The sequence below is a fragment of the Providencia sp. PROV261 genome, from assembly GCF_028477945.1.
GTDB classification, from domain to species: domain Bacteria; phylum Pseudomonadota; class Gammaproteobacteria; order Enterobacterales; family Enterobacteriaceae; genus Providencia; species Providencia stuartii.
In genome coordinates, this window is the sequence record NZ_JAMPMC010000017.1 from 96,375 (window position 1) to 115,827 (window position 19,453).

Annotated in this window: 15 protein-coding genes; 8 read left to right on the forward strand and 7 right to left on the reverse strand. The window is 43.0% G+C overall.

The genetic code is table 11. The features are described 5' to 3' along the window. Positions 1-8: 8 nt before the first annotated feature. The 4 genes from fabY to PR675_RS12135 form a co-directional block, all read right to left on the reverse strand. On the reverse strand, positions 9-932 hold the full coding sequence (fabY, locus tag PR675_RS12120) for a fatty acid biosynthesis protein FabY (RefSeq protein ID WP_060561274.1): 924 nt from the start codon (positions 930-932) through the stop codon (positions 9-11). A 22-nt stretch (positions 933-954) separates the two neighbouring features. Next, positions 955-1,392, reverse strand: coding sequence for a D-aminoacyl-tRNA deacylase (dtd, locus tag PR675_RS12125; protein ID WP_004923673.1), 438 nt, complete (start codon positions 1,390-1,392; stop codon positions 955-957). A gap of 60 nt (positions 1,393-1,452) precedes the next feature. Then, complete coding sequence (gene yihX, locus PR675_RS12130; RefSeq protein ID WP_004923670.1) at positions 1,453-2,067, reverse strand: glucose-1-phosphatase; 615 nt, start codon at positions 2,065-2,067, stop codon at positions 1,453-1,455. A 91-nt stretch (positions 2,068-2,158) separates the two neighbouring features. Then, positions 2,159-3,079, reverse strand: a complete 921-nt coding sequence (locus PR675_RS12135) for a LysR family transcriptional regulator (RefSeq protein WP_014656999.1) — start codon at positions 3,077-3,079, stop codon at positions 2,159-2,161. Between the two features lie 270 nt (positions 3,080-3,349). Between PR675_RS12135 and PR675_RS12140 the strand changes: the two genes are divergently transcribed. The 3 genes from PR675_RS12140 (at position 3,350) to abgT (ending at position 7,734) form a co-directional block, all read left to right on the forward strand. Next, positions 3,350-4,675 carry a M20 family metallo-hydrolase gene (locus tag PR675_RS12140; RefSeq protein ID WP_060561275.1) on the forward strand — a complete coding sequence of 442 codons (1,326 nt, stop codon included), beginning with the start codon at positions 3,350-3,352 and terminating at the stop codon, positions 4,673-4,675. Beyond that, entirely contained in the window at positions 4,668-6,116 is a 1,449-nt protein-coding gene (locus tag PR675_RS12145; RefSeq protein ID WP_060561276.1) for a M20 family metallopeptidase, read from the forward strand. The genes PR675_RS12140 and PR675_RS12145 overlap by 8 nt, the downstream gene beginning before the upstream one ends. A gap of 88 nt (positions 6,117-6,204) precedes the next feature. Continuing rightward, positions 6,205-7,734, forward strand: coding sequence for a p-aminobenzoyl-glutamate transporter (gene abgT / locus PR675_RS12150; protein WP_014657002.1), 1,530 nt, complete (start codon positions 6,205-6,207; stop codon positions 7,732-7,734). Positions 7,735-8,236: 502 nt separating this feature from the next. Here the strand turns inward: abgT and typA are convergent. Further along, positions 8,237-10,060, reverse strand: a complete 1,824-nt coding sequence (gene typA, locus PR675_RS12155; RefSeq protein ID WP_004923655.1) for a ribosome-dependent GTPase TypA — start codon at positions 10,058-10,060, stop codon at positions 8,237-8,239. Between the two features lie 429 nt (positions 10,061-10,489). On the opposite strand from typA, the gene PR675_RS12160 reads away from it, so the two are divergent. The 4 genes from PR675_RS12160 to glnG all read left to right on the forward strand — a co-directional run bounded on the left by PR675_RS12160 (position 10,490) and on the right by glnG (position 15,656). After that, positions 10,490-11,143, forward strand: a complete 654-nt coding sequence (locus PR675_RS12160; protein WP_272582749.1) for a PadR family transcriptional regulator — start codon at positions 10,490-10,492, stop codon at positions 11,141-11,143. A gap of 426 nt (positions 11,144-11,569) precedes the next feature. Further along, positions 11,570-12,979, forward strand: a complete 1,410-nt coding sequence (glnA, locus tag PR675_RS12165) for a glutamate--ammonia ligase (protein ID WP_004923644.1) — start codon at positions 11,570-11,572, stop codon at positions 12,977-12,979. A gap of 172 nt (positions 12,980-13,151) precedes the next feature. Continuing rightward, entirely contained in the window at positions 13,152-14,201 is a 1,050-nt protein-coding gene (gene glnL / locus PR675_RS12170) for a nitrogen regulation protein NR(II) (RefSeq protein ID WP_004923641.1), read from the forward strand. 9 nt (positions 14,202-14,210) lie between these two features. Beyond that, entirely contained in the window at positions 14,211-15,656 is a 1,446-nt protein-coding gene (gene glnG / locus PR675_RS12175; protein WP_004923638.1) for a nitrogen regulation protein NR(I), read from the forward strand. Between the two features lie 12 nt (positions 15,657-15,668). Here glnG and PR675_RS12180 read toward each other — a convergent pair whose 3' ends face one another. Next, the gene (locus PR675_RS12180; RefSeq protein WP_014657004.1) at positions 15,669-16,547 is read right to left on the reverse strand and encodes a LysR family transcriptional regulator; all 879 of its coding nucleotides are present in this window, start codon (positions 16,545-16,547) and stop codon (positions 15,669-15,671) included. A gap of 173 nt (positions 16,548-16,720) precedes the next feature. Between PR675_RS12180 and ampC the strand changes: the two genes are divergently transcribed. Then, positions 16,721-17,875 (forward strand): class C beta-lactamase, encoded by a 1,155-nt coding sequence (gene ampC / locus PR675_RS12185; protein ID WP_004923631.1) that lies wholly within the window; start codon positions 16,721-16,723, stop codon positions 17,873-17,875. A 38-nt stretch (positions 17,876-17,913) separates the two neighbouring features. Here ampC and hemN read toward each other — a convergent pair whose 3' ends face one another. Next, positions 17,914-19,287, reverse strand: coding sequence for an oxygen-independent coproporphyrinogen III oxidase (hemN, locus tag PR675_RS12190; RefSeq protein WP_060561277.1), 1,374 nt, complete (start codon positions 19,285-19,287; stop codon positions 17,914-17,916). Positions 19,288-19,453 lie beyond the last annotated feature (166 nt).

Consider the following 19,453-nt stretch of genomic DNA (forward strand, 5'->3'; position numbering starts at 1 on the left):
CGCTATCATCAAGATGATTTTATGGTCTTTTCCACCGGTAAAACCATATAGACACCGCTAAATACTGCTCCAACCTCACTGTTCGCGCCACTGACGGCTACCTCAAGTTTCACTCTCGCTTTACTTCCTCTTGCGAGACGGTCAAGGTCGCCACTCATATGTGACATATCGGCAACGGCTGTTGGCCTGCCACTAACAGGCTTGCTATAACGAATTCTGGCATCCACTAAGACAATATCACCACCGAGTTGGTGCTCTTGCATGAGTAGCCAAATCAAACCCCATCCCGTTAATGTTGCCAGTGAAAATTGGCTACCTGCAAAAATTGTTTCATGGGGGTTTTGGTTACCCGCTTCAGGCATCGTGGTAATAAATTTTTTCCCTGTATATTGTTCAATACGAACACCCATTTTTTCACTTAACGGGATATATTTATACCACGCTTGTTGCAGTTCGCCGCACCAATCGGGTCGATGGAGGATTTGATCGAGGGTTTCAATCGGTTTAATCATTAAATAGTGGCGAACGGGTGTTTTCAGTTCACCAGCGATAAGGCCACGACTTTCAAAGCCGATCTTACTAAAGAAAGGAACGGCCTCTTCCCGAACACTCGATACAATGCGTTTTACACTTTCTTGTCGCGCAATGGACTCTAGGGCCATCAAGATGAGTTTACCTAAACCTTTACCTTGCATCACAGGATTAACAGCAAGAAAGCGGATCGCGCCTTCATTATCGGCATTAATATAAAGCCGCCCGATCGCTAAAATACGGTTTTTATCATCAACGACCATTTGATGATAAGCAGTAAGATCATAGCCATCTTTCTCAGAACCAAGAGGCTGATTAAAGGGTTTACGTAACATCTCCCAGCGGAACTGGTAATAAGCATCAAACTCAGCGTCATCTTTAGGTGCACGCAGATGGTACATAGTCTCCCCCTAAATAGTTGAATCAGACTTGCAACCAGAAAGTCACAGGACCGTCGTTGGTCAGGCTGACTTGCATATCCGCGGCAAATTGCCCTGTTTCAGTGATCACACCTTGTTGGCGACTCTGTTCAACAAAATATTCATATAGCTGTTCAGCGCGTGCAGGCTCTGCTCCACCTGAAAAGCTGGGTCTCATCCCTTTTTTCGTATCTGCTGCCAATGTAAATTGCGAGACAACTAACAAATGACCGCCAGCTTGTTGAACATTCAGGTTCATTTTTCCCTGTTCATCACTAAAAATTCGATAACCAAGTACTTTCTCACACAGCCGTTTTGCTTTTTGTTCGTCATCATCTTTTTCAACGCCGAGTAAAACAAGTAACCCAGAACCGATTTGACCAACAACTTGCTCATTCACAACAACTGCTGCATGAGCGACTCTCTGTATTAATGCAATCATGGTAACTCTATAAAAATATGGAGTAACGGTTTAGGTTACTCCACGGTGATAACTCATTAATTATTCGACTTCAGCGTTGAAGTCATAAGTACGAAAATATTCAGGTACAGTGTCTTTGTTAACGACATGAACACCTTTGATACCTAGCGCTTCGGCAGCCTTAATATTGTCCTCAACATCATCAAAGAATATGGCATCTGCCGCGTCAAACTCTTCAGATTCCAGAACATATTGGTAAATGGCTGGATCAGGTTTGCGCATCCCCAAGTCTTGAGAGAGGTAGAGGAAATCAGAGGAGGCTGCAATTTCAGGGTAATGTTCAGGCCAGTAATCAAGGTGTAGGCGGTTGGTGTTAGATAAAACAACAACACGATGCCCTTGCTCACGTAGGCGCTCCATTATATCAATAACTTCTGGGCGCACCGACATAAAGATAGCGTGCCAGCCTTCCGCAAACTCTTCAAAACTGAGTGTAATGCCGAGTTCTTCGCATAGCATTTCAGCAAATTCAATATCTGAAATTTTGCCACACTCATGTTGTTGGAAGATATTCCCAAAAGTAAACCGTGATTTGATCTGCTCAGAAGGCGTACCGCTCAGCTCTGACCATTTATCAAAAACACGATTAAAGTCGATATCAATAATCACATTACCCATATCGAAGATATACAGCATACCGTTTCCTCGTTGTTATTAACTAAATTCACTTTAATCATAATTCATACAACTGAACAGCCCTAATTGCAGATTATTTGTTGTTTTTTTATTAATAAAGGGTGCCATCATCTCTATCATGACAATAGATTCGAAACAGTCGAGCTAGATGCTCCCCTGCTGGCGACAAGGTATGATCCCGCCGTTGCACCAGCGCAAAAGTTGCATAAGGCAATTTTTCAGCCAAATCTAGTGCGATAAATTGCTGGTCAAATAAAGGGTCATCAATTGTATCAACAGAGACAATCGTCAAAAAATCGCTTTGTGCCACCAAGCTCATGCAGCCAATTAATGTTTCACATGTCACACTAAAGCTCATTGGTCTCTCCATTCTGGAGAACACTTCAGAAAGCTGCTTATAATAAGTGCCTTTCGGTGTCGGCATTGTCCAGTCACAATTTGCTAATTGCTCTAATGACGTAGCATGCCTCATCGGGTGATCTTTACGCATGATCACCTTATATTCTTTGCGCATTAACCTTTCAAAATTAAATTCAGCATCCAAACTACCGGGGTAATAAGTATTCACCGTAAAATCTAATTCACCTTGGCGTAATTGCGGCAACATCGTCAATAATTGCCCTTCCATGATACGGATCTTGATATTGGGAAAGTCACGATGAAATTGAATAATGACTTTTGGCATCACTGAACGTGCAATACTCCCTGCGACACCAATATTAATCGTACCGCTGGATAATCCAATGCGCTGCTGTATTTCCTCTTGCCCTACACGTAACTCTTCCAAAATAATACTGGCACGACGTAAAAAACTTTCTCCACAATCCGTTAAATAGATCCCTTGATTACTACGAATAAATAATTTTGCTCCCAAAGAGCTTTCTAATTCACGAATGGATTTGGTCAATGCTGGCTGAGAAAGCTGTAAAAAACGGCTTGCCGCCCTAATGCTGCCATGGCGACTCACTTCAACGAATGCCCTCAATTGATTCAACTTTATTGGCAAAGCCATATTAGCCCCTGATAACCATTAGTTATATAGACAAAGATAATCGTATCTTTTTTACCCTATTTTGATTGTGTACAGTCAACTTTTGATAATAACAAATAATTAACATAACTACTTATTAACTATTTTTTAATTATTAAAACAATCAAATGCAGCATATTAAATTAGTTTAAAAATATTAAATAAAATTTAATTTTATTTAAATTGAATCGTTCTGGGTATTTATACCGAGCCACTCCCACTTTGTCGTGATAACTAAAAGAGATAACAATTATGGAGATTTCTTTAAATAACGCTATTGGATCCATCACACATCAATTACAAATTTGGCGGCGTGATTTTCATCAATATGCCGAATCCGGTTGGTTTGAATTTCGAACTGCAACATTAGTTGCTGATGAGCTGGACCGCCTCGGCTACCAATTACAACTAGGAAAGGAGGTCATCAACGCTGAAGATCGCATGGGGCTTCCCTCACCACAGCAATTGGCAGAGCAAGAAAAACGAGCCATTGAGCAAGGCGCGCTAACCAAATGGCTTCCCTATTTTTCAGGAGGATTTACGGGGATCGTTGCGACGTTAGATACGGGTAAACCGGGGCCTACACTGGCGTTTCGTGTTGATATGGATGCGTTAGATCTGAATGAAGATCTCACTGAGCAACACCGTCCACACGCAGAAGGCTTCTCTTCTTGTAATGCCCATATGATGCACGCCTGTGGTCACGACGGTCATACCGCCATTGGCCTCGGTTTGGCACATATCTTGAAGCAATTTCAATCACAACTGACTGGTCGTATCAAAATTATTTTCCAGCCTGCCGAAGAAGGAACCCGTGGAGCAAAATCAATGGCAACCGCTGGCGTTGTGGATGATGTCGATTTCTTTGTCGCCATACATATCGGCACTGGAGTGCCTAAAGGGGAATTAGTGTGTGGCAGTAAAAGTTTTCTTGCGACCACTAAATTTGATGTCACTTTTCAAGGGAAAGCCGCACATTCAGGAGCAAGACCAGAAGATGGCAAAAACGCATTAGTTGCCGCCGCTCAGGCCACACTGGGTCTATATGGTATTCCTCGGCATAGTGAAGGTAGTTCTCGTATCAATGTTGGTGTACTCAATGCAGGAATTGGACGTAATGTCATTGCTGATCACGCATTAATGAAAGTTGAGACGCGCGGCGAAACGAATGATATTAATGCGTTTATGTATCAAAAAGCCCTCAATATCATTGAAGGTGCCGCCAAAATGCAAGATGTTGAGTTCAACATCAAATTAATGGGCGCTGCACAAAGTAGTCATCCTAGCCCGCAATGGGTCGATTTCATTATGCGTCTAGCACAGAACAATATTCCTGAGCTGACTTCCGTTATTAAAGATAAACCTCAAGCAGCAGGTTCAGAAGATGCAACCTACTTTATGGAGCGCACCAAAGCACTTGGTGGGCAAGCAACCTATATGATTTTCGGTACTGAGCTTAGCGCAGGGCATCACAATGAACGTTTTGATTTTGATGAAGATGTTATGCCTGTTGCCGTCAAAACCTTAGCCACTATTGCGCTTTCGCTACCTGAATTTGGAGATCACCCTAATGAGTAACGCATTCACATCATTCATCAATCATTATATTGAACAGAATCGCGCACGTTTCACCCAATTAAGCGATGCGATTTGGGATCATCCAGAAACCCGTTTTGAAGAGACCTTCTCGGCTGGGCTACTCGCTGATGCACTGGAGCAAGAGGGCTTTACTGTAGAAAGAGGGGTGGGCGATATTGATACCGCATTTATTGCCAGCTTTGGCTCCGGCGCCCCTGTGATAGCGCTGCTGGGTGAATTCGATGCGCTTGCTGGTTTAAGTCAGCACTCCGCTTGTAGCCATCCTAGCCCCATTATTGAAAACGGTAATGGTCACGGTTGTGGGCATAATTTATTGGGAACTGCCGCATTAGCTGCCGCCTTTGCCGTAAAAGCTTGGATAGAGGAAAACCAACTACCAGGTACAGTACGTTTCTATGGCTGTCCGGGTGAAGAAGGCGGCTCAGGTAAGACTTTTATGGTAAGAGAAGGCTTATTTGATGATGTAGATGCGGCGGTAACATGGCACCCTGAATCATTTAGTGGTGTTTTCAATGTTCAATCCCTCGCCAATATTCAAACTGCATTTCGCTTCAAAGGCATTGCAGCACACGCGGCAAACTCCCCACATTTAGGCCGTAGCGCACTTGACGCGGTTAGCCTAATGAATGTTGGTGTTCAATTTTTACGTGAACATATTATTCAAGAAGCGCGCATCCACTATGCAGTCACGAATACGGGAGGCGCTTCCCCTAACGTCGTTCAAGCAGATGCCGAAGTTTTGTATCTGGTTCGTGCACCACAGCTAGACCAAGCTCAAGATATTTATCAACGAGTTATTGATATCGCTAAAGGCGCAGCTTTAATGACTGGTACACAATTAGAGATCCGACTCGATAAAGCATGCTCAAATTATGTTCCTAATCGCACTATTGAAAAAGCGATGTATCAGCATATTACCCATTACGGTATTCCTGAATACAGCGAGCAAGAGCGCCAATTTGCAGAAGAGATCCATGCCACCTTAACCAAAGATGATTTGCACAACGCAAAACTGAATGCCGCGCGTAGTGGTGGTGAACAAGCGATAAAATGGGGTGAGCGCCAAGGTAACAAGGCTCTGACGGATGAAGTTTTACCCTATGTTGAATCAAAAGAACTGATGTATGGCTCAACGGATGTGGGGGATGTCAGCTGGGTCACACCAACGGCACAATGCTTTAGCCCTTGCTTTGCATTCGGCACACCTCTGCATACATGGCAATTGGTTGCGCAAGGAAGAACATCTATCGCCCATAAAGGCATGCTATTAGCAGGGAAAATTATGGCAGCTACCGCCGTTGATCTACTCACAACACCGAACTTACTCGCTCAAGCAAAAAGTGAGTTCCAACGTCAACGTGCTCAACAACCTTACCACTGCCCAATTCCCCCTGACGTTAAGCCGTCTAAATTGCAGTAATTTTGTATTGGCGGGTCAATAACAATCACAAATCCCGCCATCAAGACCATAAAAATAACAATAATTGCAAATACATAGGAAAAACATCATGAGCCAAACCACAACATCAATGAATAAGAGCCCAGGTGCTATTTTTCGTTGGATAGAGCGTGTTGGGAATAAAATACCAAACCCTTTCATTCTTTTTGTCTATCTTCTGGCGATCTTAATGGTCGCTACGGCTATCCTTTCTTGGTTTGATTTATCGGTAAAGAACCCAGCTAACGGCGAACTCGTTTCCGTAAAGAACCTATTGAGTGTCGAAGGCATACAGTGGATTTTGCCTAATATTGTCAAAAACTTCAGTAGCTTTGCTCCATTAGGCGCCATCTTAGCACTCGTCATCGGGGCAGGACTCGCTGAAAAAGTGGGTTTATTACAAGCCTTAATGTACAAGATGGCATCAGGGATTAATAAACGTTACGCCAGCTATATGGTGTTATTTATCGCCTTTTTCAGCCATATTTCATCAGATGCCGCTTTGGTGGTTATGCCCCCTTTAGGTGCATTAATTTTTATTGCGGTTGGTCGTCACCCCGTCGCGGGTCTACTCGCGGCTATTGCTGGCGTAGGCTCCGGCTTTACCGCTAACCTCCTGATTGTTACAACGGATGTTTTACTCTCTGGGATCAGTACGGAAGCCGCCATGATCATCGACCCTAACTTACATGTTAGTGTCATTGATAACTGGTATTTTATGGCTACATCCGTCATCGTCTTAACGATTGCAGGTGCCATCTTAACGGATAAATTTATTGAGCCACGATTACCAAAGTGGGAAGGCACTTCTCATGACCGCTTAGAAAAATTAACCCCATTACAAAATCGTGGGTTATTAATGAGCGGGCTCTCGGCATTAATATTTATTGGACTCGTCGCATTAATGGTTGTACCTGAAGGTGCACCACTTCGTGACCCACAGACAGGCTCGGTGATCCCTTCACCATTTATTAAAGGTATTGTGCCTGTCATCATTATTTTCTTCTTTGTCGTCTCAATTACTTATGGTATTTCGACCAAGCAAATTAAAAAACCAAATGATATTCCTGACCTATTAGTTGACCCCATGAAAAGCATGGCGGGCTTTATTGTCATGGTTTTCCCTCTGTCTCAGTTCGTTGCGTTTTTCAACTGGAGCAACATGGGGAAATTTATGGCGATTGGCTTGACTGATTTACTCGAAAATTTAGGAATGACAGGCGTGCCTGCCTTTATTGGTTTGATGTTTTTATCTGCATTCTTATGTATGTTTATTGCCAGTGGCTCCGCAATTTGGTCTATTTTAGCGCCAATATTTGTGCCAATGTTTGTGCTGTTAGGCTTCCACCCTGCTTTTGCACAGATAGTCTTTCGTATCGCTGACTCCGCGGTACTCCCACTTGCACCGATGTCACCATTCTTACCTCTATTTTTAGGGTTTCTACAGCGATATTACAAAAATGCCCAACTTGGTACTTATTACACCTTAATTCTGCCTTACCCACTGGTTTTCTTTGCAGTATGGATATTGCTGCTCGTCGGTTGGTACTATGCCGGTTTACCAATAGGGCCAGGGGTTTATCCTCAACTGACACCTTAATAAGTCACCCATTACCTTTAAAATTTACTGTATCAATAGAAGGTGGGATAGCTTCCCGCCATCCTCTTACCCTACCGTACATACAGCGCTGTATGCACGGTAGTTTGTACTTATTCCGCTCAGGTCGTCACACATGTGTGTCGCTAATAATTTCGTTACTGTTCGTTTATTGCGACTAACAAAATTAAGGTGATTTTGGGAAGTGCTTTCCTTCTCCACGCGCGATGACTGATTATTCGTTATATCTACTCAAGTTGCAGTGTGATAATAGATATCACTCAGAACTGATTGATTTTACGAACGTAAATATCCTTCCAAAATGTGTTTATCTCGTGCGATAGCTTGGAATTAATATGATGGGAATGAGAGGCTTTGAATATGTCGGCTAGCTCACTATTTATACTAGCCCCATAACAGCAAAGTCCTAACCTTTTAGGCTAGGACTTTGTTAGCAATCTGAAAGCGCCCAATGAGCGCCTTCAGCAAGAAGAATAACTAAAAATTAGTCTTCTTTTGAACGGTTCGCACGGCGACGATCGTTTTCAGTTAAGTGACGTTTACGCAGACGGATAGACTGTGGAGTCACTTCAACTAATTCGTCATCATCAATAAACTCTAGTGCTTGTTCCAAAGTCATTTTAATTGGTGGTGACAAGGTTGTCGCTTCATCCGTACCAGACGCACGCATGTTAGTCAGTTTTTTACCTGTTAAGCAGTTCACAGTCAGGTCATTTGAACGTGAGTGAATACCAATGATTTGGCCTTCATACACTTCTGCACCATGACCTAAGAATAGCTTACCGCGGTCTTGTAGGCTGTACAGGGCGTAAGCAACTGCTTTACCTTGACCATTCGAGATCAATACGCCATTTTGACGACCACCAATTTCGCCTGGGCGAACATCATCGTAGTGGCTGAATGTTGAGTACAGCAAACCCGTACCTGACGTCATCGTCATAAATTCAGTACGGAAACCGATCAAACCACGGCTTGGGATAACATAATCAAGACGTACACGGCCTTTACCATCTGGCATCATGTCACGTAGGTCACCTTTACGCTCACCCAACGCTTTCATGACATCACCTTGGTGCTGCTCTTCAACGTCTAAAGTCACTTGCTCAAATGGCTCTTGTTTACGGCCATCCACTTCACGGAAGATAACTTTTGGACGAGAAACACCTAACTCAAAGCCTTCACGACGCATGTTTTCGATCAGAACTGACAAGTGCAATTCACCACGACCGGAAACTCGGAATGCATCTGGATCTTGAGTTTCTTCAACACGCAATGCCACGTTGTGCACTAGCTCTTTGTTCAAACGGTCAAGGATCTGACGTGAAGTCACATATTTACCTTCACGACCACAGAATGGTGAGGTGTTAACACAGAAGAACATGCTCACGGTTGGTTCGTCGACCGCCAATGCTGGTAACGCTTCAACATTACCCACATTACAGATAGTGTCTGAAATGTTTAGTTCACCTAAACCCGTCAGAGCAACGATATCACCTGCTTCTGCATGTTGAGAATCAATACGTTCTAAACCTAAGTGAGTCAGAACTTTACCGATTTTACCGTTACGTGTTTTGCCTTCGCTATCGATAACTGTCACTTGTTGGTTTGGCTTAACAGTACCACGTTTGATACGACCAATACCGATAACACCTAAGTAGCTGTTGTAATCTAGTTGTGAAACTTGCATCTGGAAAGGCCCTTCCAGATCAACTTTTGGTGGCTCAACATATTTGACAATTGCTTCATAAAGCGGGGTCATGTCTTCTGCCATATCTGTATGGTCAAGACCCGCGATACCGTTTATTGCTGACGCGTAAACGATAGGGAAATCAAGCTGTTCATCCGTTGCGCCTAAGTTAACGAATAAATCGAATACTTGGTCAATAACCCAATCAGGGCGTGCACCAGAGCGGTCAACCTTATTGATAACAACAATCGGTTTTAAGCCATTATCGAACGCTTTTTGGGTAACGAAGCGTGTTTGTGGCATAGGGCCATCAGTGGCATCAACCACCAGCAGAACGCTGTCAACCATTGACATTACACGCTCAACTTCTCCACCAAAGTCGGCGTGACCTGGGGTATCTACGATGTTGATGCGATAGTCATTCCATTTGATAGCGGTATTTTTGGCAAGGATAGTAATACCACGCTCTTTCTCCAAGTCATTGGAGTCCATAACACGCTCATCCACAGTTTCACGTTCACCGAACGTGCCTGATTGCTGCAATAATTTACCAACCAGTGTTGTCTTGCCATGGTCAACGTGAGCGATGATGGCGATATTTCTTAAGTTTTGAATTGACAAGGATTTTTACCGTTTAATTGACAGGAAAGGAATATGCTTTATAGAGCCTAACTATAAAACTGCAAAATAGGAAGCATACTTTCTACGTTAATTTGCTGTTATTTTACACGTTTTTCCGCGCAAGTGGAATAAATGTGAATTTCATCACTGTATAAAAAGTTTTTAACTAAAAAACATTTAGTTGCGTAACAACTACGGAATATCTCAAAAAATAACTGGTATCAATACTGAGAAATCACAAAGTAACAGAATAATACGCTATATTTTAAATTTTAACAGCCGTAAAAAAGAATAAAAAATAGAAATTCTTCTACTAACTCCCTCTTTCACGCTTTTTTCTGTAATTTAGATATATCTAAATTGACCAATTAGATATATCTAATTATATTTGTTCTCGTAAATTCGATATATCTAATCAAGGAGAATTATATGCGAATTCATTGTTGCCGTCATGTTTATCATTCACGCCATGAAGACGGTCATGGACACCAATGTTGCCACGGCGAAGGTCGTCATGGTCATGGCGAAGGTTGCCATGGTCGCGGTGAGGGACGTGGGCAGGGTGGTGGTCGCCATAAAGGTCGTGGATTACGCCGTTTATTTGATCATGGTGATTTGCACATTATGGTACTTTCATTAGTGGCTAAAAAACCTAGCTATGGCTATGAAATTATCAAAGATATCCAAGAAGCCTCAAATGGCCTTTATGTACCAAGCCCAGGTGTTATTTATCCAACGCTAACACTACTCGAAGAACAAGGTTTCCTTGAGTCAGAAGTGGTTGAACGTAACCGTAAAAGTTTCAAAATCACGGCGGAAGGTGCAGCACATTTAAAAGCGAATCAAGAGACAGAAACCATTATTTTCCGTAAATTAGCCAAAGCGCGTGATATGCAGCACGGCGGTAATTTATCTGAAGAAATCGAAATGGCTGTCAGCCGTTTTAAAGCGCTCTTGCGCCATAAAATGGTTTTAAAACAATTAAGTGAACAACAAACTCGTCAAATTGCGCAAATCATCAATGATGCCGTACAGCAAATTGAGCAAGTCAACATTTTATTAACTGATAACATTGATGAATAAAAAGCGGGTTGGTTAATCATTTATTTTATCTAAATGGCCTTGTGTTTTGACGTCAAGCACAGGGCTAACGGTCAAAGCTCCCCCTCTCTACTAGCCATTAATAATGACTTTACTTTGGTACGGCAAAACCTTTGTGTAGCCGCTAATCCTCGCTTTTTATCACTAAAGCACCAATATGGTGCACTCCACACAGAAAGTGCACCATATTGGTGCAGTAATTCACATGTACTCTCCTACTAATTTGTCATAACGGCGTAACACTCCATATTTAGGCTATTTTAAAAAGTTGGCACGTTTTTCGCTTATACTTTTATGTGAGAAGTTACACCTTGATTAACTGATGCTGAAAAGCCAGAAATAATTGCAAAAAGTAACGCAACTGTATGTGGTTATTTTGCAGACCCGACCTGACCAGGAGAGCCGACGATGTCCGCAGAACACGTTTTATCGCTGATAGAAGAGCACAAAGTAAAATTTATTGACATGCGTTTTACTGATACCAAAGGTAAAGAGCAACACATCACCATCCCTGCTCATCAAGTCAACGAAGACTTCTTTGAAGAAGGTAAAATGTTTGATGGTTCATCAATTGGTGGCTGGAAAGGCATTAACGAGTCTGACATGGTGCTAATGCCAGATCCATCCACTGCAATGCTCGACCCATTTTTTGCCGACCCAACTTTGATCATTCGTTGCGATATTCTTGAACCAGGCACAATGCAAGGTTACGACCGTGACCCGCGCTCTATTTCTCAACGTGCAGAAGATTTTTTACGTGCCAGCGGTATTGCTGACACCGTGCTGTTTGGGCCAGAGCCTGAATTCTTCATCTTTGATGATATTCGTTTTGGTAACAGCATGCACAGCAGCTACTATCACATTGATGATATTGAAGCGGCTTGGAATACTGGTACAAAATATGAAGGCGGTAACAAAGGCCACCGTCCGGGTGTAAAAGGCGGTTACTTCCCAGTTCCCCCCGTCGATTCTTCACAAGACCTCCGTTCTGCGATGTGTACCACCATGGAAGAAATGGGCTTAGTCGTTGAAGCTCATCACCATGAAGTGGCTACCGCAGGTCAAAACGAAGTGGCATGCCGCTTTAATACAATGACCAAAAAAGCAGACGAAACACAGATTTATAAATATGTCGTGCACAATGTTGCCCATGCTTACGGTAAGACGGCGACCTTTATGCCTAAGCCATTAGTCGGTGATAACGGTTCAGGTATGCACTGCCATATGTCACTGTCAAAAGATGGTATTAACCTATTTGCAGGCGATAAATACGGTGGTTTGTCAGAAATGGCGCTTTACTACATTGGCGGCATTATCAAGCACGCACGCGCACTGAATGCCTTCACTAACCCAACAACCAACTCGTATAAACGTCTGGTTCCGGGCTTTGAAGCACCAGTTATGTTGGCTTATTCTGCACGTAACCGCTCTGCATCTATTCGTATCCCTGTGGTTGCAAGCACCAAAGCGCGTCGTATTGAAGTGCGTTTCCCTGACCCAGCAGCCAACCCATACTTAGCGTTTGCTGCGCAATTAATGGCGGGTCTTGATGGCATTATCAATAAAATCCATCCGGGCGACGCCATGGATAAAAACCTATACGACCTGCCACCAGAAGAAGCAAAAGAGATCCCAACAGTGGCTGGTTCACTAGAAGAAGCCTTGGCTGAGCTCGATAAAGATCGTGAATTCTTAATTCGCGGTGGTGTATTCACCAACGATGCAATTGATGCCTATATCGAACTACTCCGTAGCGATATTCAACGCGTTCGCATGACCCCGCATCCATTAGAATTTGAAATGTACTACAGTGTGTAACACGCCGTTCCACTGCTAGTCTTTGTTGCCGTGAAACATTTGCCCCATCTCTGATGGGGCCTTTTCTCCTACTTTCAGTGGTATCATTTTATTTACGGCACCGTTATTCAAATTGCAGCTTTGTTGGGTAAATCAAGTATAATGCACCAAAATAGTGCAGGAGCAGAATTACATGAAAGCCGAACATTTGCCAGCACCGGAACATATTCTTGATTCACTGTTAAACAGCGTCCTAATCGTTGATTATGACCTTGTGATCCATTATGCCAATCATGCGGCTTTACAAATACTTGCCCAAAGCCAACGTAAAATATATGGCACCCCATTACCTGTACTTTGCAATTATTGCTCCTTAAATGATGAGCTAATGTTAAATAGCTTAAAAGAGGGCCATAGCTTCACCGATAACGAAGTTACGCTCGTTTTTAATAATCATTCCCATGTTATGTCGTTAAGTGCACAGCCTTTCTCTGCTCAGTTTATTTTGTTGGAACTGTCTCAATTAGATAGCCAACGCAGGCTCAGCCAAGAGCAGGTACAAAATGCTCAGCAATTGGCAGCAAGAGAGCTGATCCGGGGTTTGGCTCATGAAATAAAAAACCCATTAGGCGGCTTAAGAGGCGCTGCACAGTTGCTTTCAAGGGCATTACCTGACCCAAAACTGAATGAATATACGCAAGTTATTATTGAACAAGCCGACCGATTAAGGGCATTAGTCGATAGATTACTTGGCCCTCAATACCCTGGGCCAAAAACACAACAGAGTATTCACCACAGCGCTGAAAATATCGTGCGCCTTGTGTCATTAGAGAAGCCCGAAAATATCACGTTAATACGCGATTATGACCCTAGTTTGCCTGATCTTGAGTACTATCCCGATCAAATTGAACAGGTTCTACTCAATATTATCCGTAATGCGTTACAAGCACTTTCCGATACGGGTGGCACAATAACGCTACGCACTCGCACAGCATTTCAGGTCATGTTACAAGGGGAGCGTTATCGCTTAGCCGCTCGTATTGATGTTGAAGATAATGGCCCAGGTATTCCACCCGCTATCCAAGATACGTTGTTTTACCCTATGGTAAGTGGTCGCGAGGGCGGAACAGGATTAGGCTTATCTATCGTTCACAGTTTAGTGGATCAGCACGCTGGGAAAATTGAATTTACCAGTTGGCCCGGTCATACCGAATTTTCTATTTATCTACCAATTAAAAAATAGGGGATAACAATGCAGCAGGGAAAAATCTGGGTTGTTGATGATGACAGTTCTATTCGTTGGGTGCTTGAGCGCGCCTTAAATAGTGCCTCTTTTCATTGCACCTGCTTTGACAGTGCCGATGCTGTTCTTGCCGCTTTAGAGCATGATTGCCCTGATGTTTTGTTATCAGATATTCGTATGCCGGGTATTGATGGTTTAGCCTTACTTAATCGGCTAAAGCAGTCGCACCCATCGCTTCCCATTATTATTATGACGGCACACTCTGATCTTGATGCAGCGGTAAATGCTTATCAATCGGGGGCTTTTGATTACCTACCTAAGCCTTTTGATATTGATGAAACCGTCGCTTTAGTCGAACGCGCCTTGAGCCATAGCCGAGAACAAAACCACCTCGAACGTGATTCTAAACAGAAAACGGAGAGTGTCTCTTCCACCATGATAGGTGAAGCTCCTGCTATGCAAGAGGTTTATCGGATCATAGGTCGCCTCTCTCGCTCATCCATTAGTGTGCTGATTAATGGTGAGTCCGGTACAGGTAAAGAATTAGTTGCACATGCACTGCATCAGCATAGCCCCCGTGCCAACGGCCCTTTTATTGCTCTCAACATGGCGGCTATTCCTAAAGATCTCATTGAGTCAGAGCTATTTGGTCATGAAAAAGGGGCCTTTACTGGCGCCACACAGGTTAGGCAAGGCCGTTTCGAGCAAGCTAATGGCGGCTCACTATTTCTTGATGAAATTGGCGATATGCCTCTAGATATACAAACACGACTATTGAGAGTTCTTGCGGAAGGGCAATTTTATCGTATCGGCGGTTATACTCCGGTAAAAGTCGATGTGCGTATTATCGCAGCAACACACCAAAATCTAGAAAAACGTGTTAAAGAGGGGCTATTCCGTGAGGATTTATTTCATCGCTTAAATGTCATCCGTGTACAGCTCCCACCATTACGTGAAAGAACAGAAGATATCCCACGTCTTGCCCATTATTTTTTACAAAATACTGCCAAAGAGCTAGGTGTCGATAGTAAGGTACTACATCCAGATAGTGAACATATTCTGCAACGCTATCATTGGTCCGGTAACGTGAGGCAATTGGAGAACGTTTGTCGCTGGTTAACGGTTATGGCGGCTAGCCAAGAAATTCTACCGCAAGATTTACCAGAAGACCTGTTGGATAGCCCACAACCGGACGATGCTAGCGAAGAGCCAGCAGCACGTCAGTCTGTCACAAGTCATCATCCATCATGGTTTGAACTGCTCGAGCAGTGGACACACAGTGCATTAGCTGAAGGTAAAGAAAACTTATTAGCTCAAACCGTTCCTCTAATGGAGCATACCATGCTAAATTGCGCCCTCAAATATACGAATGGGCACAAACAAGAAGCGGCTCGTTTATTAGGTTGGGGGCGAAATACTCTCACCCGCAAATTAAAAGAGTTGGGTATCGAGTAAATCACCACAGGCTTATTTCTGCACCTCTGCAAGTAGCCAATGACGAAAGATAGCCATTGCAGGGGTTGTCGGTCGTGATTTCAATCGACTCAGCCAATATCCCCCTAAAGTGACGCTAATATCAAACGGTTGAACCAATGTACCGGCGCTCAATTCGTGCTCGAACATACAACTTGGAGCCAGCGCCACGCCATCCGTTAACAGCGCAGCTTCAACCATTAAGCGCGAAGAGTCGAAAATTGGCCCTTTCACTCGCCATGGCTCAAGCTCTGCTGCTATCTGCCATTTTTCCCATTCGTCTTTACGATAAGAGCGCATCAAACTGTGATCTTTTAAATCTAATGGATGAGTTAACTTATTGGCCACTTTTTCAGAGCACAGTACGGTATGAGCCGCTGAAAATAGCGCCGTATTTTCTGCTAATGGCCACAATCCTTCCCCAAAACGGATCGCAAAATCAACCCCCTCAGCTGCTAAATTAACCACGTTATTGTGCGTCATGATGCGCAAATCGATATAAGGATACAATGCAGCAAAAGCGGGTAAGCGTGGTAATAACCAACCTACGGCAAACGTACCGACAACGGAGACACTCAAGACTTCATGGTAATGCCCATCTTCAAATTGTTGTAACAATGACTCTATTTGGTCAAATGAGCGGCTGAGTACAGGAAGTAAAGCCAACCCTTCATCGGTCAGAGCCAGCCCCCGAGGTAAGCGAATAAATAGCTCAAGTCCAAGCTGCTCTTCCAGCAAACGTACCTGCTGACTCACAGCGGCTTGGGTCACATTCAACTCCAGCCCTGCTCTTGTAAAGCTTAGGTGCCGCGCTGAAGCTTCAAATGCTCTCAACGCATTCAAAGGGAGACGATGACGATAATTCCCTGACATAAGTTTTTCTTTTACCTCATCGAATTTTATATCGTTTCAAATCAGAATTTAAAATAGGCATACTCTTTGCTCATCATCGGACAATACGGTATTAATCAATGCCTCAGCATCTAAGGCATGTGGAAATTAGAATACCTGAATTTTAATTATCAATAACTAAAACTTTTACTTTAATGGATAACTCTATGAAAAATATTTTTCGTCAGGGGCGGCTTTTTATCGCCTTAAGTTTAGCAATGACATCGATTTCCGCCTTTGCCCTTACACAGCAAGAGGTCGATGACATTATCAAGCCCCTGATGAAACAAGAACAGATCCCGGGTATGTCTGTTGCCATCTCAGTGAATGGCAAACAAGCTATTTACCATTACGGTGTTCAGTCAAAACAGACCCAAATTCCTGTTTCTGATAGGACGCTGTATGAAATTGGCTCCTTATCAAAAACCTTTACCGCAACACTGGCAACTTATGCGCAAATTCAAGGAAAACTCGACTTTAGCCAAAGTGTCAGTCACTACCTACCTGAATTAAAAGGCAGTGCTTTTGATAATGTTAGCGTGATGAATTTAGCCACCCATACATCAGGGTTATCGCTATTTGTACCTAGCGATATCAAAACCAACGATCAATTAATGGCGTATTATCAAAAATGGCTTCCTGACAATGAGGTTGGACAATATCGTTCTTATTCAAATTTAGGGGTTGGGTTACTTGGTATCGTGACGGCAAAGCAACTTAATATGCCTTTTTCTCAGGCTATGGAAAAATTGATGCTGCCTTCACTTGGCTTAAAACATACTTATATCCATGTTCCCAAAAGCCAAGAGAAATATTACGCACAAGGCTACAATAAGCAAAATCAGCCTGTTCGCTTAAACCTAGCAATCCTTGGTCCAGAGGCTTATGGCCTAAAGTCCAATGCCAAAGATTTGATCCGTTATTTAGAAATCAATATGCAATCCATTAAAGTGGCGAAAACTTGGCAAGAAGCGATTGAAAACACCCATACTGGCGTTTACCTAACCGATTCGTTTGTGCAGGATATGATGTGGGAAAGCTATCCATGGCCGGTGTCGCTTTCACAATTACTGCAAGGCAACCGTGATGATATGGCTCTCAAACCACAAAAAGTGGAATTGATTAAGCCAGCCATGGCGCCAGAAGTACGCGCTTATTATAACAAGACTGGCTCTAGCAATGGCTTTGCGACATACGCGATATTTATTCCAGAAGAGAAGATTGCCATTGTTATGCTATCCAATAAATGGATACCTATTCCTCAGCGCATTACAGCGACTTACCAGTTACTAGAGAAAATCGAACGCTAAATACTCAAACGGCTCCATTGTAATATGGAGCCATGTATTTAAATAACACGAGAAAATTGGCGTTGACGCATTTGATTACGCAAATAGACATCAAAGCACATACAGATATTACGGATCAGCAAGCGCCCTTGAGGAGTCACCTTAATCGCGGTTTCTGTTATTTCGACTAAGCCATCTTCTTCCATCGGTTTTAACAGCGCTAAATCCTCTGCAAAATAGCGTTTAAACTCGATAGGATAAAGCGCCTCAATTTGCGCATAATGAAGTTGGAAATTACAAATCAGTGTCTTTATCACATCTCGGCGTAAGCAGTCATCATTGGTTAACACTAACCCACGCCACAAAGCATGCCCTTGCTCTTCTACTTGCGCATAATAGGTTTTTAAATCTTTTTGGTTCTGCGCATAACTATCACCCAACATACTGATCGCCGATACGCCCAATCCTAATAAATCACAATCCCCTTGAGTGGTGTAGCCTTGGAAGTTGCGATGTAAAATCCCTTCACGCTGTGCAACGGCTAACTCATCTTGTGGTTTGGCAAAGTGATCCATACCAATAAACTGATAGCCTTCTGAGGTTAAGGTCGCGATGGTTTCTTGCAAAATATCCAGTTTTTGCTCAGCATTTGGCAAGTCTTCATCTTTAATTTTACGCTGTGCCGCAAACAAGTTAGGCAAATGAGCATAGTTAAACACGCTCAAACGATCCGGTGACAGTTCAATCACTTTTTTCAAGGTAAAAGCAAAGCTTTCTGGGGTTTGCTTTGGTAGACCGTAAATCAGGTCAATACTGGTTGATGTAAACCCCGTTTCTTTTGCTCGATTAATGAGCGCAAAAATAAAATCTTCATCTTGTTCGCGGTTAACTAAAACCTGAACGTCTTTATTAAAATCTTGCACCCCCATACTCAGGCGGTTGAACCCTTCGCTGCGCAAATGATCTATCATATCCAGTTCAATTTCACGGGGATCTACCTCTATCGACATTTCAACGTCATCAGAGAAATGGAAGTGTGTTTTGAGCAAAGCGACCAAATGGCTAACTTGAGCCTTATCGAGATAAGTAGGTGTGCCGCCGCCCCAATGCATCTGTGTAACGGTTCGCCCTTTTAATAAGGCTGCACGTTGAATAATCTCTTTTTCGATGACCTGCAAGTATTCATCTGCTTTATGTTTTTGCCGTGTCACCAGTTTATTGCAGCCACAAAAATAACAAAGCTTATGGCAAAAAGGGATGTGAACATAGAGCGATAATGGGTTTTCAGGGTAGCGTTGAGTTGCAGCCACAAACGCACTCTCATCATACTCTTGGTTAAATTCCAAAGCTGTCGGGTATGACGTATAGCGTGGCCCTGAATAATTATATTTTTGGATGAGAGAGAGATCCCAAACGATATTTTGCTCTGACATTAACATTCCTCAATTGCGCCGAATACCTACTTACAGGCTGTATCTTATGTTTTTTTATTGGCGAACTTATATACACGACATAATAACATAAAAGAAATTATAACTTGTGATTGGCAAGAGAGAGTTGATGCAGCACCAAAAGTCGCATGACTTGAATGAATTTTAA

Coding starts and splice junctions, on each gene's coding strand:
- fabY (WP_060561274.1), bottom strand. CDS start 932: ATGTACCATCTGCGTGCACCTAAAGATGACGCTGAGTTTGATGCTTAT.
- dtd (WP_004923673.1), bottom strand. CDS start 1,392: ATGATTGCATTAATACAGAGAGTCGCTCATGCAGCAGTTGTTGTGAAT.
- yihX (WP_004923670.1), bottom strand. CDS start 2,067: ATGCTGTATATCTTCGATATGGGTAATGTGATTATTGATATCGACTTT.
- PR675_RS12135 (WP_014656999.1), bottom strand. CDS start 3,079: ATGGCTTTGCCAATAAAGTTGAATCAATTGAGGGCATTCGTTGAAGTG.
- PR675_RS12140 (WP_060561275.1), top strand. CDS start 3,350: ATGGAGATTTCTTTAAATAACGCTATTGGATCCATCACACATCAATTA.
- PR675_RS12145 (WP_060561276.1), top strand. CDS start 4,668: ATGAGTAACGCATTCACATCATTCATCAATCATTATATTGAACAGAAT.
- abgT (WP_014657002.1), top strand. CDS start 6,205: ATGAGCCAAACCACAACATCAATGAATAAGAGCCCAGGTGCTATTTTT.
- PR675_RS12160 (WP_272582749.1), top strand. CDS start 10,490: ATGCGAATTCATTGTTGCCGTCATGTTTATCATTCACGCCATGAAGAC.
- glnA (WP_004923644.1), top strand. CDS start 11,570: ATGTCCGCAGAACACGTTTTATCGCTGATAGAAGAGCACAAAGTAAAA.
- glnL (WP_004923641.1), top strand. CDS start 13,152: ATGAAAGCCGAACATTTGCCAGCACCGGAACATATTCTTGATTCACTG.
- glnG (WP_004923638.1), top strand. CDS start 14,211: ATGCAGCAGGGAAAAATCTGGGTTGTTGATGATGACAGTTCTATTCGT.
- PR675_RS12180 (WP_014657004.1), bottom strand. CDS start 16,547: ATGTCAGGGAATTATCGTCATCGTCTCCCTTTGAATGCGTTGAGAGCA.
- ampC (WP_004923631.1), top strand. CDS start 16,721: ATGGATAACTCTATGAAAAATATTTTTCGTCAGGGGCGGCTTTTTATC.
- hemN (WP_060561277.1), bottom strand. CDS start 19,287: ATGTCAGAGCAAAATATCGTTTGGGATCTCTCTCTCATCCAAAAATAT.